A 14,893-nucleotide genomic window follows, 5' to 3' on the forward strand; every position below is an offset into this window, starting at 1 on the left:
TTTTCTCTCCTCACACTCTATAAAGATGATTGATGCTTACAGCGGCCGTGACTGTACCGTCAATGCCAATAACTGCGCGGTCGCCGGAAAGTTCCAGGATGTTGTAGGTGGTCTGGTACACAAAGTCTGCAAGGCTGTTTCCATCATAATCGCAAGCACCGGATTGTACCTTGACGCTGTCACCGATTCCGATAGCAGCTGCAGGGGCAGAATCGTCACTGTACTGCCCGCGGATATCTCCATCGTTTACCCAGCACATTCCGTTGTCCAAAAGGTATGGATTTGCGGCGCCCTCTGCAACGTATGTAATGACGCCATGATTTTTGAGCATGTTTCCTGCTGGAATTGCTTCGCTGTTTGGTGCGGTGCTGGACGTATAGCAGGTAGAAAACACAACGTCCTCGCCGATGCTGTGTGTATTACAGGACGGCTGTTCCGCCGATGCCTCCGACTGCTGCGGAGCAGGGGAGGGAGCGTCTTCCCAAAGAGGACACTTGTCCGATTCGTTACCGTCGAAATTTTTGCCGCAAATGTTAAGGCAATCTGTAAACTGCCAAAGGTGATGAGATGCAGGGCTGGTGCAGCGGTCAGCCCACTGTGCAATCCATTTATCATAGCGATCAAGCCGGCCGCCGGCAAGACAGCCGTCAACCCAAGACTGGCTTGCATAAATACCGGAATAGTTTCCGCCTGCCTCCATAGCACTGCAGAAGATATCGCAGATGGACTGCAGCTGATCATTAGACGGAAATCCGTTGTTGCGTTTATATCCGTCTGCGTCTTCCATGTCGTACCAAACACCCATAGGCGGGATCCTGCCCGACAAAATCCGACGGGCGTGAGCTACCTCACTTCGGGCGTCGTCATCGTTGAGGGCATATCCGTAAAGATAAGCGCCCCAAGGCTTTCCCATCTGTTCGCAAAGTGTAACAGTATTCTCAAATTCGCTGTCGTCCTGCGACTGGATATCAGAACCAAACCCGAGCCTGATTATTACAAAGTCTACATTTTGCAGTACATCACGGGTAATTCTCCCATTGTGCTCGCTTGTGTCAATTCCTCTCATGATTTTTATTCTCCCTGTATTTCGTAAATTATTGGTTGGGCGCGGAAAACGCAATCACTTATAGCAGCTCCATTTGAGTAATGCATGTCAAAAGACATATTTCCGTGCCAAATAATGCCGGATAAAGGTGTATTATCTGCGTTATTATATCCTAAGAATGCTGTATTTGCTTTTGGATAATATTTTTTTGCAATATCTGATGGCAAGAAATTGGAAAGCCCCGATTTGTATGCGCAGGCTATCGTCAAAACTGCAAATTTTTCCGCAAATACAAGTAAGTCAATATCGTAATTGTCATTGTGCACACTGATTAATTGTTTAATACCGAGTTGCGATTGTAATACATGGGCATTAGAATCCAGACTAGCGATCCCATTAGGTTGCCCTAATTGGCTAGGCCCTGCTATAACGCGCTTATCCGTAATAACATTGTCGTTGATTACTGACACGTTATTTCCAACGCTGACTTCTGCAAGTTGTAAGCATCCAGAGGGGATAGCAGGTGCGACCGGAGAGCTAGAGGGGGTCCCTTCGATATCGATTGCAGTCGTTTTACTGTTTACAGTATCGATTTTGATTACAATAGCATCAATCCGGTTATATCCGCTTGTATTTGCATTGATCAACACGGTTTCTGCAGCGTCAAGCGTCACAACGTATCCGTTTCCGCTGATCGATTTTTTCATTCTCCCTGCAGATACTTTTACCGATAAATCAGCCGGGCTATTTGCCACTGCCTGTAGGGCATCTGATTTATATACGCCGTCAGTGCTAAGACAATCGGCAAGTGCCATAAAATCCGGAGCCTGGTAAACAGTTTTTCCGTCGTTAAAAAATAAAGTTCTAAATCCCAAAAAAGTCACCCCTTATATAGCCTCTTTGTCGGTGCTGTAGGCTTGAATATAATGTTACCGACCGTTATTTCCCTTGTTCCTGTTTTGTCCGTGTGTTGCATGCGCAAGATTCGCACGGTCGTCGTATAATCAAAATACGGTATCAAGTGTAATGTGACTCTGTCCCCAACCTCTAGGTCATAAAACGGTGCTGACTCGCTGTCCTTTACCGTCAGCGTTATGTTATCAGCAGGATAGCAGCTCCTTTGTAACTCCCCATTTGCTTGTGTATCTAGGGTTGACTGCAGTGTTACTCCGGAATTCGGGGAAAACGTTCCAACAAATAATCCGTATTTGGAAATACTATCCGCATTGCTAACAAGAGATGTTAGGGGCGTGTCCCCGTCTGTTTGCGCCAAAACCTCATTTTTAAGGCTTTTTATGTCGCGTGCAAGAGTGGGGGAAACAATAATATTATCTTTGCTTCCGCCATACTCAAAAGAGTATTTTGTCTTATCAGAGCCGCGTCTAAGTGCAAAATGAAAAATACGGTTAACGTCTACCCAATAATCATAGTTTGCATCATCTCCAAACTCTTTTATCTTGCTCCATAACGTATCAGTGACCTTTGTTTCACGTTCTGTCTTTAATGCTCCGGCCGCAATGGCTGAATTATTATAGTCAAGTTTTTTCTGTGCTTCGGAGCCCCAATATGTAACGCTATCAATGATCATCTGCTGTATTAAAGCCCCATATTCCATAGAGGAATACTGTTTTCCAATGCAAAGCAAATATTCCAAGATGGAATTATAATCCATACAGGTTATTTTTAAGACGGAATCAGAAAAGCTCTGACTGAAAATGATTCCTCCCCACGTTACAAGGCCGTTATCTATAATTTCGATATGGTTTGCAAACTGCATGTATTCCGTCGTGCATTTTGGGGAACTAAGCGGAATCGATACTTCCATTGTGTCAATATCGTTAAGCGTCCAGCCATATTTTAAATCATTTCCGTAATCATAGATTTCGGTCAAATAATTATGGTTACGGTCATATACCTTGATTACTTTGTCAGCCATTAAATCCACCTCGATCGCAAGCTGATTTCACAATGTTTTATATTTTGCGTAGAGTTTCTAGCAAACGCAAAAACGTTGTTTCCAGGTACGCATTTTAATAGGTTGCCAATCGGGATGCGTTCCAGCGTCGCACCGACAATCAATGCGACGGCATTATCGGGGTCAAATGTTATGTTTAACATAGAGCCTTCGGGAATCGTACCGGAATAACTAAACGTTTGGTATGTGGTTGTATTTGTCAATGTAATTCCAGAGCATGGTCCTGTGATGATTACATCTGGATAAGCGTCTGTATTTCCATAGTTGACAATGGTTCCTGCAGCGCCTGTAGCCGCTCCGAAAACTATTCCGTCTGTACCCCATAGTTTAATGGGGTTGGAGGGAGAAAAAATAATCCCGGAACTGTATGTCGCTCCTAATTGGATTTTTTGCTGATCTATTGAATACCAGTAGGGGGAAGGCATTGTAAGTTGTACGGTTACAATATGGCTATTATCTGCGTTGCTTCCACGGCTGGTTACTTCAACCTGACTCTGATATTTATTGTTAATAATCAGCGTCTTTAATCCGTTTGGCGCTAACACTCGGTTAAGTTCCCATTCTGCGTTTATCCCACCGGATAAAATATATCCTTCAAGGACAAGCGCTTTTGCTTTGTTTTTGCTTCTTTCCCAAGATTCACCATCAAGCGCTAGATCGTTTGTCACAATATCTTTTTCAAAGTCCTGTAGGCCGGAAATGTGAAAATAATAGTTTCCGCTTGCCAGCTCCAAGCCGTTTAGATTAATTGATGTAATAATCATGCCTATACCTCTGCCAAAAACTGTAGCTGTTGTAGTGTAGCGGACTTACTACCTTTATCTTGCACGTTTACAGGACCATTGATATTTATAACTGGTGATTTTGTAACGCTTTTATCAATGGTTTGTGGATAAGGTCTATTAGCAGAGCTAATCGTTACGCTGCTAATTTCCGTCGCTAAATCTCTCGCTAAAGATTTAATCCAAGCAGTATTATTCTCTAAAGGCATAATGGCTTCTTTTCCGGATTCTCCGGCCATTAGCAAAGTTGCACGGTCAACAATACCTCCGTTTGCAAAGTAAGGCACCTCTGGAATACTAAATCCTAGCCTTTGCCCTGGCGCGATCGGAGACCATGACGGAATGTCAACATGAATAGAATCGATTGCATCAATGACAGCATTTAACCCAGAAACAAAGAAATCAATAAACCCTCTAAATCCGGAACTGATTCCATCCCAAATTGAAGAAAAGAACCCTGTTATCCCGCCCCATGCGCTTTGAATTGCATCTGCTGCAGCGCCAAACACTTGTCCAAACCAATCTCCAACCGCACCAAATACCCCGGTTATTCCGTCCCAAATCCCGGAAAAGAATCCTGTTATACCGCTCCATGCGTCTTGAATGATATTAGCTGCGCCATTAAAAACGTCACCAAACCAGCCACCAACCGCACTAAATATCGAGCATATTCCATCCCAAATTCCGCCAAAGAATCCTGTTATACCGCCCCATGCGCCTTGAATGATATTAGCTGCTCCATTAAAAATGCCACCAAACCAGCCACCAACTGCACTAAATACAGCGCAAATTCCATTCCAAATCCCGCCAAAAAACCCTGTTATACCTCCCCAAACGGCTTGAATAACCTGTGCTGCGGCAGAAAAAACAGACTGGAACCAAGCACCAATACCATTAAAAGCGGCTTTAATTCCGTTTGCGACGCCTTGAAAAAACTGTACGACATTTCCCCAGTTTGCAATAATTAATGATGCGATTGTAGCGACTACAGTTATAATTGCTATAATTGCTAAGACTTTAGGTGACATTCCAAATAGGTTTTCGAAAACTTTTGCTCCTTTTGCAACTCCCGACAAACTTTCTATTCCTTCTTTTGCTTTGCTAATCACTTCCGATATTGATATAGCTGCTTTGATCGCTATAAATCCTGTAGATATACCGATTAATGCAGCTTTTACAACATCCCCGTGTTGCGCCATCCAATCCAAAGCAGTTCTGACAGCACCAAGCGCTGTAGAAACACCACCACTGATCATAGAGCTAATTCCGGACAACCCATCTTGCACATTTGGGAAAAGATTTGAAACGATTTGTTCTATGTCAGAAATAATCGGCTCTATAAATGGCTTTGCGGCATTTATTGCATCCCCGACTACTCCGGCAGCTTGTTGCACAAAGTTAATAATGTTTTGTATAACCCCAATAATTTGATCTTTGTGTGCTGTTACAAAATCCGCAACAGACTGCACGCCAGAGATTATTGACGGCATTACCTGATTAATTACCGGCAATAACGCTGTAGCAATCGAAACTCCGGCGCCTTTCAAATTATTCTGCATAATCTGAATCTGTCCGGTAAGGGTTTGTCCAGCAGCTTCTGCGCTTCCTCCAAACTCTTTTTCAAGCTCATTGAGCATGATCATTTGGGCGCCTGCCGTGTCACCGGAAGCTTGCATTGCTTTTATTTGCTTTTTCTGCTCATCTGTAAAAGTAACGCCTTGCTTAGTTAGCTTTGATAACCCGTTTGTAGGATCGTTTAAAGCTTTTCCTAAAGTTTTAGCGGCGTCAGTTGCGCTGGTTCCCATTGCAGTCGCCATGTTTTCAGCGGATTTTATGGCCTGTGGAAATACGTTGCTGCCAACATTTGTAAACGTAAGCATCATGTTTTCCGCTTGCTCTGTTGTGCCTTTGCTGTATGTAGTAACCTTGCTTTGGCTATCGGCTAACTGCAGTAATTGATCTTTTGTGACCCCTGCGGTTCCACCGGTAGACTTCAATACAGCGTCCATTTGCGCCATCGTTTTTTCCGCTGTATCGGTTGCCTCTGCAATATCTTTAATAGATAAAGCGGCAACGGCTCCGGCGACATATCCTTTTATGGAATTTGCTAATCCGCTAAAATGATCTTTAATATTTGATGTTGTTTTTTTAGAGCTATCTGCAAGAGATGTAAATGTGCTTTTAAGCTTTCCGGTAACCTCTGATAATGGGCTAGTATTAGATTTAGCTTCTTTTAATGCAGTGCTGTATTTGGTTATTTGCTTTTCTGTACTGGAAATTTTGCCTTCCATAGTGTACATCTGATTTGCCAAGCTTTGAGCTGATTTACTATCTGCTCCTTGTTCGGAAACCGTTTTTTGATATGCAGAATTTAGCGTTTCAAGAGCCTGTTTTTGCAGTTTCAATTTGTCTTGTAAAGAAGAGACTCTTTCAGAAAGTCCTTGTGTAGAAGAACTCCAATCCTCCATTACGGCAGCAGAGGCACGGAAACTAGTTTCTATTGACTTCATTTGTGCGTTAAGTTCTGTAACGCCTTTTTTAAACGCTGTAGTATCTAGGCCAACAGAACCGCCAAGGCCATTTTCACTGGACACAAGAAGCACTTCCTTTCTATTAAAAAAAGTGATATAATTCAATCAAAAATATATTGGGGGAGTAGAAATGACTGATTTAGTTGAACCTTTACCGCCGAAGTTCGGTGTTCCTCAAGGGGAAAATGTAGAATTATGTCTAAAGGGAACAAACAAGGAATGGCTTGTATGCACCGATAAAAAACTTTACATAGTAAAAAAAGGATTCATGACAGGCCACCTAATTGGCGGTGGAACGTTCCAAATGCCGTATCAGAATATCACCAGCGTTCAAACCGATTACCATATGCTTTCAGGATATTTCGAAGTAAGTACCGGAGGAACGCAGGGGACAAAGAAGAATTATTGGGGAAACGGTCAAGACAGCCCCCAGCAATCTCCAAACTGCGTAACAATTACTGGAAAGCCCTTACTGCTTAAATTTCAAGCGGCCTGCGATTTTATAAACAAAAAAATTTCAGAGGCAAACGGCAAAGCCACTGGTTCAACGCTATCCAGCGCTGCCGACGAAATTAAAAAATTCAAAGAATTGCTCGATTCTGGCGCCATCACGCAAGAGGAATTCGACGCTAAAAAGAAGCAACTCCTCGGTCTCTAAAAAATGTTTCCAATTTCATTGGCTTTTTTCACCGCATAAGGCTTACCATTACGCATGACGACTTTTTCTCCGCTCGATGCTTCTTCCGGTTCTGCCTGCCCGGTCAACCGCAAATATTCATTCCATAAATCTGAAATTATACGCGGACTTGACCTCCAAAATTGATCATTTGTCCAATGAAATATTCCGATTGCAATCGTATAATAAGAAGCCCATGGGAAGGTTAATCTTCCTGTGGGCCTTTTGTGTTTTTTTCGTCTTCCTCTGGCTCCGGAGTTGCAACTATCATTGCTGCGCCTAGTGCGTTCATTACTTCGTTCATGTTATTAAGTGTAATAAGTTTTGCAGCATCATGCTCGGTCAGATCGTCGTTATCATGCTGCAGAGCCGCCCAAAGCATAAATCTAATATCTTTCATTATCTTTTTAGGCTTTACTTTTCCATCTGGACCTTTTTCTGTGGTTCCGATATTAGCCAGTACATCCATTGCACGGTCAAAATCCCCGTAATGATCTTCCAATGCGCACATTGCATTCATGTCGATTGTCAGGTGATATGTATTTCCATCACCTAAAACAATGGGTTTGCCTGTAGATTCTTTTAAATCTTTTCCAGAAATATGAGCTTTCATAATAATCCTCCAAAAATTTTATTTTCCGTTTTCCGGGTTCACGCGCCCGGATTACGCATATAAGGGTCGGAATAAAATTTCGACCCCATTTCGTTGCCTTTTCGCCATTTTAGATGTAGTATTATGGCGAAAAGAGGCGAGAAAAATGGAACTTAATCCTGACTGCATTCGTGATGTCATGCTTGCAATTGAAAGTATGCAAAACATTGACTCTGAACTTGTAATGCACCACACAAATCTGTCAATACTTGCAAAGTCAGAAAAATTAGAAAAATACGCGAAAGAAGACATTGCCTACACTCTATTAAAGTTAAACGAGGGCAAACTAATCAACGCTACTCCATCATACGGCGGAGGAAAGATATTTAACTTCTATGTTTCTGACTTAACATTTGATGGCCACCAGTATCTTGATAAAATTAGAGACGCTGAGCGTTGGAAAACTGTGAAATCCGTGGGAAACAAGATAGGTGATTTCTCATTGTCTGCAATTGAGAAAATTGCAGAAGGTGTCACTAGCGCAGCAATCAGCAAGTTTTTCAATACCCCTTAAGCAGGTTCCCAGTCGTTAGCAATTAAATCCTCTTTTGTCGGTTCCCACCGCGGGCCGGACTCTTCTTTGCTAAAAAATGTGCAACAAAGCTCGCTGTTTGTTGGTTTCACACACCAATCTTTTGGCCATGATGCACGCCTTATTCCTTCGCCTTTTCGAACGGCCTCTGCAATGTTCATCACTCACGCTTCCCATTCTGTTATGCTACTGTGAAGTAGCTGATTGTATCGGTTAAATGCTGACCGTAAACGTCGATAACGTTTGCAATAACAACTGCATGGCGGGCGCCGGAAGTAAGCGCAGAATGCGTCATTGTTAAAACTTTTCCTGCAGAGTCCCAAGACTTAGTAACCGGTACAAGCGTCCCGGTCGGAGAATTTACCAAGAAAATATTGCTTTCTGAAATAGGATTGCTAAACTTTAAAACAATATTGGCTGTCGCAACAACGCTGGTAGTGCTTGCAGCGGGGGAGATTGAAACCATAGAGAATGCACTAGGAGAACCCAGCGTTTCCGGAGTCTGAACCTGCGAGAACCACGCTTCAGAGCCTACAAAAGCGGAATCCGTTGTATCAGCCTGAACGCCTTTTGCGCCTTTTCTTGAACCGTCTGGCATCAAAAATTCGTGAATCGTTACAATTCCCGTAAAAGTAAGTTCGACTGTACTTGCAGTGACTTTGTCTTCTTTTGTTTTTGCTGTCTCTGCGCCGATAGAAAATCTACCTTTTAAAAACTGATAGTATCGGAACCCTCCGTCCCCAAGTTCTGCTCTAGCCGATAATGCGTAATAGGACGCATTTGACACATCTCCAGTATCAATCATGATTCCGCGAGTTGCGTCATATGGCTTCCCGGTCAATTCTGCTGCTTTTTTGGTTGGTACTCCGGAAACCGTCAATGTAACTTCGGTTGATGCTTCCGTTGGAGAAACAAATAACGCTTTCCCATCATAATATCTAGGAGTGGCGTCTACTTTTGCTTCTTTTTTCATTTCTGCCGCTGGGGCGAGATATTCATTTGCCCCGGCCTGATAAATGTCTTCACTGTCGTTTAACACTTTTGCGCAATGCAAATTATCAATATTGACAAGTTCACCATATTCAGATGCCATGATTTACCTTCTTTCGTAATAATAAAATTCCCGGCGCCAGCCATAATGACCAGTGTCGGGCTGATAGGGGATATGGCCAACCGGGCCTCGTGTGAAACCGGCGGCGGTAAATGCCTGCTCGATTTTATCCGGCACGGTCAGCATATCCGACTTTTTGCGTGTAAAAAAACTAATTTGTATACGCGGCTGATGGCTAGTTTCCTCGCCGTCTGCATAGGTTGTTCCTTCATCATCTATCAAAAAATAAATGATATATTGATCGGGGAGTTGTGGAGAAACAGGCTGGTTAGAATCTGTCTGCCATCTCTCAAAATCATAGGGGATTCCGCTTGAAGTTTGGTATGCCGTTAAAATTGATTCAACGGCATCAATCCATTTGCTCAATCAATCGGCACCCCTCTCTTTTTCAGCACGGCGCGCTCTGCTGCAAGGATTTCTTTGCGGTTATCATCAACTGCTGGGCGCACGAAGGGGTCGGGGAAGCAGGGAGAATGACCGTCGCCGTATTCCTGAAAAACACCAGGCAATGCTTCCGGATGCTTTTGCATATCGATTCCGACTACACCATAAATAAAATTCCCCTCTTGTTTTGCAGGGGTGATTTCGATAGCATTTACCACGGCACCTGTTTTGCGGTGACGCTCTGCTCCGGCTTTCATGGATTTCTCCACAATAGGCAAAGCAGCATTTACCGCTTCTTTGCACGCTTCATCAATACTGTTACCAGCGGATTCAATCTTTTCAAGATATTTGTCAAGATTTGGAAGCGTAATAGTTGCAGACAATGCAGATTTTCCGTATTTGTTACCCACCGTTCATCGCTGCCTTTACCTTGAATTTCAGCCAGTGCTTATGCTGATCTGGATCATTCGGCCCGATGATACTGTAAATTACGCCATCGCGGACCACCCGGCACATAGACGTTACCGCCGCGTTATACCGGATAATCACGTTTGCGGCGTCCATAACCTGTTGGGCTTGTGCGGCCCACGTTTCAGCACCGCCAAGCGGATACCAGCAACACCGAGTATAAGCTTTCGGGTCATCCTCGGCCGGCGTTCCGTCCAAGTCGTACCATGCAATAGTTTTGTGAACGCCCGTGCCAGTTACCACCGATTTCTGAATTCGGATTTGAGTGCGGAGGTCGCCCGGGCCAATATAAAAATCAGACATTAATGCACCACCGCTTTCATGGCGGTGTCAAGCGCTGTCTGAACCGCGTCGGTATCAGCGTAGTTGCCAACCGGCCGCGCATCAAGGACCGCCTTTGCAGTGGCCTCCTGCCCGCCAAAGGATAGGCGTTTGAAATCAATCAGGTTTAAACCGAGCGTATCAGATTGCAGATAAACAAGCATATCGTCGGCGTTCACTGCCGAATTGATATTCTGCAAAGCCTGCATTCCTGCCTGAATTGATTCAAGCTGCGTAATAGCTGACAAATATGCTCGCTCCATCGTCGCGGTTTGCTGCGGGTTCATGGCACCAAGGTCATAATCGACAGCGAGGCGGCACATGGCAGCCCGCTTTGCAATGGGATGAATTGGGCTGCCTTGAGTCCAGTCACGCCCGGTCGCTTCCTGAATGGTAGAATCAACCTGTGGCAGGATCATCAGCAGGCGGCTGTCGGTTGGATCTACCGAAACAATATCAGCAGCCTCCGTCGCAGTTAAAATATTTGCCACAGGTTATTCCTCCTTAGTTGAGCGTGACATCAATGGACGCTACTGCACCATCATCGGTTTGCTTGCAGTCAGCTCGCATAATGCCGCGAACGACCGTGTTGTTGTTTTCGAAAGCGCCGCCACCGATGTTCGTCGAAACCATTTCAAGACCGGAGCGAGCGAACAGGGTAATTGCTTCCGCTGCGTCGCCGATAATGATACGGCTGTGGCTCTTTGTGTCGACAGTCGTAGACGGCAGCAGACGATTGGAGAGCAGTGCAACCGGGCGGCCCTTGATTTTGTATGCAGTATCGTTTGTCGGGTCGGGCTGTAAAAGCGGACGGTTCATACCGTCTTTAATCTGATCGAGGAAGTCGAAGCCGTCCTGGTTGACAAAGATTGTTGCGTTGACGGAAATATCCGGGTCAAGCACAACGTTCAGAACATGTTTGACTGTATCGAGCGCGTTCTTCGGAGTAGCCGTGTCGGCCGGAATGGTCGTAAGGGCATTTAGAATTGTGAGAATCAGGCTGTTGTTGGTAAGCACAACCTTTTTGCCAAACCATTTTGCCAGATAGGTCATGATATTTACCGGCGTGTCTTCGAGCAGATCGTTCCCAACAGGAAGCAGACCGCCATAATCGGAAACCTGGTAGGTGATTTTTTCGAAAGCAGGCTGTTCCGAGGCCGGAACTGTACTGTTGTTGGCGAATGTGGTAAACGGAGTAGATGCCGCGGCTTTTTCTACCGCTCTCCAGCCGCTGAATGCCTGCACGTTCTCAACGTTAACATACTGCGACAGATCGAGGAGCTGGCGCTTGCGTTCAATAATCATGTTGTTGAACTCCGTCGGAAGCAGAAAACCACCATCCGCGCCGGCCGGAGTTCCGCCGGTTTCCGTGAGCGCTTTCATCAGGACATCCATCCCTTCGGGCACACCGGATTTTTTGAAATCCTTCGGCGTCATGCTGGACGCAAAAGCCTTGAAGAAAGCAGTGGTATATTCATTCGATTTCAGAATATCACTGCTTTTTGCTTTGTTTGCTTTCTCGCGGTCGTCTGCGGGAACAAATTTCTTTGCTGGGTCTTCGCCCTGCGCGGCATCGCGCATGGAGAGATACATTTCCTCGGCATCCTTCGCCTTTTTGGTAAGAGTGTCGAGGTCCGTTTTCATTGCAAGGCCCTTTTCGGTATCACCGGCATCGAAGAGCTTCTGGATTTCAACCGCTTTTGCGGCCTTCGTGGTGCTCGCCTCCACGGCGGCATCGTAAAACTTTTTCAGATCAATAGCCATTTTTTATTTACCTCCTGTAATCAATTTGATTTCGGCTTTAAAAGCCTTTGTTTCGTCGGAATCTTCCGGCGGGATTTCGTCCCCGCTGTTCGGGTCTTCGGTTTCACCTTCCGGCGCGCCTTCGGGATTATCGTCCGAATCGTCATCATCCGGCCAATCCCCAACAAGCTCATCCTCAATGGTGCGGGCCTGCTGGACACAATCCAGCGCCTTATCACGGAGCTTTCGCGCTGCGGACAACTTTTTCAGTGTTTCGGTGGAGAGTGTACGGCCATCTTTTGTACAAAACTGCTTTGTTACTCCAGCGGCTGGTTGTGCGGGTACGGCCACAAGCGAAAATTCGTATGCGTCGGTCACATCGTCAAGCATAGTGAAGCACGTCTTTGTAACACCATTCTCAGTGTAGGTCCCGCCTTTCCAGTGCGGGCAATCTGAGGAATAATACTCATTTCCGCAGATTGAACAGGTGTTCTTTTCATTGCAAAATGCCACGCTACCTTCTTTGAGAATTCCACCGTCAAGGGCCGCAATAACTGGTTCGTTCTCCGGCCGGTTAAGCATATATGCCATTGCGACAAGCCGCTGATACGGCTGCCCGAGACTGTTTGACTTGCCCTGCACCGGTTCAACCGATGCGTCGTAAATTCTTGCCGTCTGGTTTTTTGCACACCAACTGTGATCGAAAATCACCGTTTTGCCAATAAAAAGCGCCGCGAGCTGTTTCAGCGCGGCGGGCGAGAACTGGTCAAACTGGCGGTCTATTTCATTATCACAAAGCTGAAGTTTCATGGTATAAACCTGATCGGTGGTAAGCGATGTTCTTGTGTACTGATTGATAAGGTCAAGGTCGGCCTGCTGAGCGTCTCCCATGGCTTTCAGCGTTCCGGCTTTGCTTTCACGTTGAGGTTTGATTTTCGTTTTCATTTGTATTTTCACCCCCTTGTGTTTGTGGTGGAGTCTGCGGCTGCGAGAAGAAAGGATTATCCACCGGTGAATAGTTACGCGACATCCAGAATTTTTGCCCCTGATCATATCCGCTTAGGTCTTCATCCTCGCGGGCCTCGTTTGGACTGGTAACGCCCCAACTGATGTTTTTACTGTTGACGTCCGCACGAGCCGAGGCGTCGATCTGGAGCAGGGCCTTCCGATAAAATTTGAAATAATCGGTGTCCTGCTTATCCTCTGGGAGCCACTTCGTCCGTGCACCCTGCTCAATCTGGACAAGATACGGGTCCAGCGTAGAGCCAAGATAGTCCAGATTGTTTTGTTCGTTGCTGGAATAAGCCTGCTTTCCCATATTGACCTTGTTCAGTGGCACGCCAAAGAAATTACAGACTTCAACATCGGTTGCCTGGATGCCCTGCAGAAACTGAATGTCGATCGGTCGCATGGTAATCGGTTCGAACTTTGCAATCTTGTTGTCAAGAATAGCAAGGCGGTATGCATTATTCGAGCCGCCCATCCGGCTTTCAAACTCTTCACGCATTTTGTCACGCGCTTTTGGACTCAGTTCGCCGTTTACGGTCATAATGCCAGCGGGGTTAAGACCTTGCTTATAAATATTACCCTGCGTCTCATAGGCGCCGAGCTGGCGACCGAGACTCTCACGAGCAAATTCAATAACCGACCGACCATAAATTCCGTCGATACTGTTAATCAGCAGTGGCAGGACTTCAACGGCCGGCAGAAATGATATTTCACCGTTGTTAAAAACGGTCCGATACCACAAGTTTCCCTGATCGTCATAATACGGCAGTGTAGAGTCGCCGCGGAGAATGAACATTTCCCGCCGGCTCCCACCCTGCGGCGGGGGACTCCAAATGAATGACATTCCCCATCCGAGCAGCCACTCAATCAGTGATTTTTTGAAAATAAATGGCGACATATACCGGTTTGGGGAAACTTCCAACAACCACGCAATATTTTGAAGTTCGGCGTCTGGCATGATCCGGTTAATTTGGTCTTGCTTCGGGCGGCTGTACGTATAAAGCGGAATTTTCGCCACGTCATCGGAAAGCACATTGATGCAACGGTAGGCCGTGGCGACGTTTTTCGCATTCTCCATCGTCACTGTTTTACCCGACGACGAATTCCATCCACCGAAAACATCCCCCGTTTGGTACATTGGCATTAGGCCGGGCGGTTGACGGGCAAGCATGGATGATAAAATCACACCGGATCACTTCCTTTTCTGAAATTTACTGATGATTTTTACCGCCATCGGACTTTTTAACCACACACCGGCAAAAAAAGCAGCTACCAAAAATGCAGCCCCGAGGATATACGTCCCCAGAACTGCATTGATAAGATACGAAGCCACCACAAAAGCGATAAGTGCGAGACCGACAAGAATGTCGTCCAGGAAACGGAGAAGACTTTTGAGCCTTTGCATTACATTCCCTCCAACTCTTTTTGGAGAGTGTCGCGCTCCGAAATCAATACTGACAGCACTGCATCTTTTTCTGATGTATTAAGTTCAATTTCAGAACCGCCGGAAGCACCATATCCAAGAATATGGAAGCACATCTTTGGCTTTTTTATCGTAAGCTGTCCTTCCCATAGCCTTTGCGCCGTGCGTATGAAGGCATCGAGCCGTCTAATTTTATTCGAGATTTCATTTGCTCTGGAAAGATTCTTTTCTGTCATTTTCAT

The 14,893-nt window shown here is 45.5% G+C and carries 19 protein-coding genes; 2 read left to right on the forward strand and 17 right to left on the reverse strand.

The annotated features are described in order from the left end of the window. Window positions 1–10: 10 nt before the first annotated feature. From ACVS9P_RS02400 to ACVS9P_RS02420, 5 genes are read right to left on the reverse strand one after another with little or no spacing between them, the layout of a single operon-like run. On the reverse strand, window positions 11–1,066 hold the full coding sequence (locus ACVS9P_RS02400) for a GH25 family lysozyme (RefSeq protein WP_452104053.1): 1,056 nt from the start codon (window positions 1,064–1,066) through the stop codon (window positions 11–13). Between the two features lie 5 nt (window positions 1,067–1,071). Continuing rightward, the gene (locus tag ACVS9P_RS02405) at window positions 1,072–1,920 is read right to left on the reverse strand and encodes a hypothetical protein (protein ID WP_452104054.1); all 849 of its coding nucleotides are present in this window, start codon (window positions 1,918–1,920) and stop codon (window positions 1,072–1,074) included. A gap of 5 nt (window positions 1,921–1,925) precedes the next feature. Then, window positions 1,926–2,981, reverse strand: a complete 1,056-nt coding sequence (locus tag ACVS9P_RS02410) for a hypothetical protein (RefSeq protein WP_452104055.1) — start codon at window positions 2,979–2,981, stop codon at window positions 1,926–1,928. Then, window positions 2,981–3,784: a hypothetical protein gene (locus ACVS9P_RS02415; RefSeq protein WP_452104056.1), complete on the reverse strand. Its 804-nt coding sequence runs from the start codon at window positions 3,782–3,784 to the stop codon at window positions 2,981–2,983. The genes ACVS9P_RS02410 and ACVS9P_RS02415 overlap by 1 nt, the downstream gene beginning before the upstream one ends. A gap of 2 nt (window positions 3,785–3,786) precedes the next feature. Beyond that, window positions 3,787–6,396 (reverse strand): phage tail length tape measure family protein, encoded by a 2,610-nt coding sequence (locus ACVS9P_RS02420; protein WP_452104057.1) that lies wholly within the window; start codon window positions 6,394–6,396, stop codon window positions 3,787–3,789. A gap of 67 nt (window positions 6,397–6,463) precedes the next feature. Between ACVS9P_RS02420 and ACVS9P_RS02425 the strand changes: the two genes are divergently transcribed. Continuing rightward, window positions 6,464–6,991 carry an SHOCT domain-containing protein gene (locus ACVS9P_RS02425; protein ID WP_452104058.1) on the forward strand — a complete coding sequence of 176 codons (528 nt, stop codon included), beginning with the start codon at window positions 6,464–6,466 and terminating at the stop codon, window positions 6,989–6,991. Window positions 6,992–7,214: 223 nt separating this feature from the next. Here ACVS9P_RS02425 and ACVS9P_RS02430 read toward each other — a convergent pair whose 3' ends face one another. Further along, entirely contained in the window at window positions 7,215–7,622 is a 408-nt protein-coding gene (locus tag ACVS9P_RS02430) for a hypothetical protein (RefSeq protein ID WP_452104059.1), read from the reverse strand. A gap of 145 nt (window positions 7,623–7,767) precedes the next feature. On the opposite strand from ACVS9P_RS02430, the gene ACVS9P_RS02435 reads away from it, so the two are divergent. Continuing rightward, on the forward strand, window positions 7,768–8,175 hold the full coding sequence (locus ACVS9P_RS02435; protein ID WP_452104060.1) for a DUF2513 domain-containing protein: 408 nt from the start codon (window positions 7,768–7,770) through the stop codon (window positions 8,173–8,175). Here the strand turns inward: ACVS9P_RS02435 and ACVS9P_RS02440 are convergent. The 11 genes from ACVS9P_RS02440 to ACVS9P_RS02490 are packed head-to-tail and all read right to left on the reverse strand — an operon-like array spanning window position 8,172 to window position 14,887. Next, window positions 8,172–8,354 carry a Thoeris anti-defense Tad2 family protein gene (locus ACVS9P_RS02440; RefSeq protein ID WP_452104061.1) on the reverse strand — a complete coding sequence of 61 codons (183 nt, stop codon included), beginning with the start codon at window positions 8,352–8,354 and terminating at the stop codon, window positions 8,172–8,174. The two genes, ACVS9P_RS02435 and ACVS9P_RS02440, sit on opposite strands and share 4 nt — an antisense overlap. A gap of 20 nt (window positions 8,355–8,374) precedes the next feature. Beyond that, complete coding sequence (locus ACVS9P_RS02445; protein WP_452104062.1) at window positions 8,375–9,286, reverse strand: major tail protein; 912 nt, start codon at window positions 9,284–9,286, stop codon at window positions 8,375–8,377. A gap of 3 nt (window positions 9,287–9,289) precedes the next feature. Continuing rightward, window positions 9,290–9,670, reverse strand: a complete 381-nt coding sequence (locus ACVS9P_RS02450; protein ID WP_452104063.1) for a hypothetical protein — start codon at window positions 9,668–9,670, stop codon at window positions 9,290–9,292. Continuing rightward, window positions 9,667–10,098 carry a hypothetical protein gene (locus tag ACVS9P_RS02455; protein ID WP_452104064.1) on the reverse strand — a complete coding sequence of 144 codons (432 nt, stop codon included), beginning with the start codon at window positions 10,096–10,098 and terminating at the stop codon, window positions 9,667–9,669. Before ACVS9P_RS02455 ends, ACVS9P_RS02450 begins: the two co-directional genes overlap by 4 nt. Beyond that, the gene (locus ACVS9P_RS02460) at window positions 10,091–10,459 is read right to left on the reverse strand and encodes a phage head closure protein (protein ID WP_452104065.1); all 369 of its coding nucleotides are present in this window, start codon (window positions 10,457–10,459) and stop codon (window positions 10,091–10,093) included. The genes ACVS9P_RS02455 and ACVS9P_RS02460 overlap by 8 nt, the downstream gene beginning before the upstream one ends. Continuing rightward, entirely contained in the window at window positions 10,459–10,968 is a 510-nt protein-coding gene (locus ACVS9P_RS02465) for a hypothetical protein (protein ID WP_452104066.1), read from the reverse strand. The genes ACVS9P_RS02460 and ACVS9P_RS02465 overlap by 1 nt, the downstream gene beginning before the upstream one ends. A 13-nt stretch (window positions 10,969–10,981) precedes the next feature. After that, complete coding sequence (locus ACVS9P_RS02470; protein WP_452104067.1) at window positions 10,982–12,241, reverse strand: phage major capsid protein; 1,260 nt, start codon at window positions 12,239–12,241, stop codon at window positions 10,982–10,984. Between the two features lie 3 nt (window positions 12,242–12,244). Further along, a complete protein-coding gene (locus ACVS9P_RS02475) occupies window positions 12,245–13,165 on the reverse strand; it encodes a hypothetical protein (RefSeq protein WP_452104068.1) in 921 nt (306 codons plus the stop codon). After that, a complete protein-coding gene (locus tag ACVS9P_RS02480; RefSeq protein WP_452104069.1) occupies window positions 13,137–14,414 on the reverse strand; it encodes a phage portal protein in 1,278 nt (425 codons plus the stop codon). Before ACVS9P_RS02480 ends, ACVS9P_RS02475 begins: the two co-directional genes overlap by 29 nt. A 6-nt stretch (window positions 14,415–14,420) precedes the next feature. Continuing rightward, entirely contained in the window at window positions 14,421–14,633 is a 213-nt protein-coding gene (locus ACVS9P_RS02485) for a hypothetical protein (RefSeq protein WP_452104070.1), read from the reverse strand. Further along, entirely contained in the window at window positions 14,633–14,887 is a 255-nt protein-coding gene (locus ACVS9P_RS02490; RefSeq protein ID WP_452104071.1) for a hypothetical protein, read from the reverse strand. Before ACVS9P_RS02490 ends, ACVS9P_RS02485 begins: the two co-directional genes overlap by 1 nt. Between the last annotated feature and the right edge of the window lie 6 nt (window positions 14,888–14,893).

The sequence above is a fragment of the Caproicibacterium sp. NSD3 genome, from assembly GCF_053613275.1.

Excerpts from the sequence above, each read along its gene's own strand:
- ACVS9P_RS02400 (WP_452104053.1), bottom strand. The coding sequence starts at position 1,066 with ATGAGAGGAATTGACACAAGCGAGCACAATGGGAGAATTACCCGTGAT.
- ACVS9P_RS02410 (WP_452104055.1), bottom strand. The coding sequence starts at position 2,981 with ATGGCTGACAAAGTAATCAAGGTATATGACCGTAACCATAATTATTTG.
- ACVS9P_RS02415 (WP_452104056.1), bottom strand. The coding sequence starts at position 3,784 with ATGATTATTACATCAATTAATCTAAACGGCTTGGAGCTGGCAAGCGGA.
- ACVS9P_RS02425 (WP_452104058.1), top strand. The coding sequence starts at position 6,464 with ATGACTGATTTAGTTGAACCTTTACCGCCGAAGTTCGGTGTTCCTCAA.
- ACVS9P_RS02430 (WP_452104059.1), bottom strand. The coding sequence starts at position 7,622 with ATGAAAGCTCATATTTCTGGAAAAGATTTAAAAGAATCTACAGGCAAA.
- ACVS9P_RS02435 (WP_452104060.1), top strand. The coding sequence starts at position 7,768 with ATGGAACTTAATCCTGACTGCATTCGTGATGTCATGCTTGCAATTGAA.
- ACVS9P_RS02440 (WP_452104061.1), bottom strand. The coding sequence starts at position 8,354 with ATGAACATTGCAGAGGCCGTTCGAAAAGGCGAAGGAATAAGGCGTGCA.
- ACVS9P_RS02445 (WP_452104062.1), bottom strand. The coding sequence starts at position 9,286 with ATGGCATCTGAATATGGTGAACTTGTCAATATTGATAATTTGCATTGC.
- ACVS9P_RS02460 (WP_452104065.1), bottom strand. The coding sequence starts at position 10,459 with ATGTCTGATTTTTATATTGGCCCGGGCGACCTCCGCACTCAAATCCGA.
- ACVS9P_RS02470 (WP_452104067.1), bottom strand. The coding sequence starts at position 12,241 with ATGGCTATTGATCTGAAAAAGTTTTACGATGCCGCCGTGGAGGCGAGC.
- ACVS9P_RS02475 (WP_452104068.1), bottom strand. The coding sequence starts at position 13,165 with ATGAAAACGAAAATCAAACCTCAACGTGAAAGCAAAGCCGGAACGCTG.
- ACVS9P_RS02485 (WP_452104070.1), bottom strand. The coding sequence starts at position 14,633 with ATGCAAAGGCTCAAAAGTCTTCTCCGTTTCCTGGACGACATTCTTGTC.
- ACVS9P_RS02490 (WP_452104071.1), bottom strand. The coding sequence starts at position 14,887 with ATGACAGAAAAGAATCTTTCCAGAGCAAATGAAATCTCGAATAAAATT.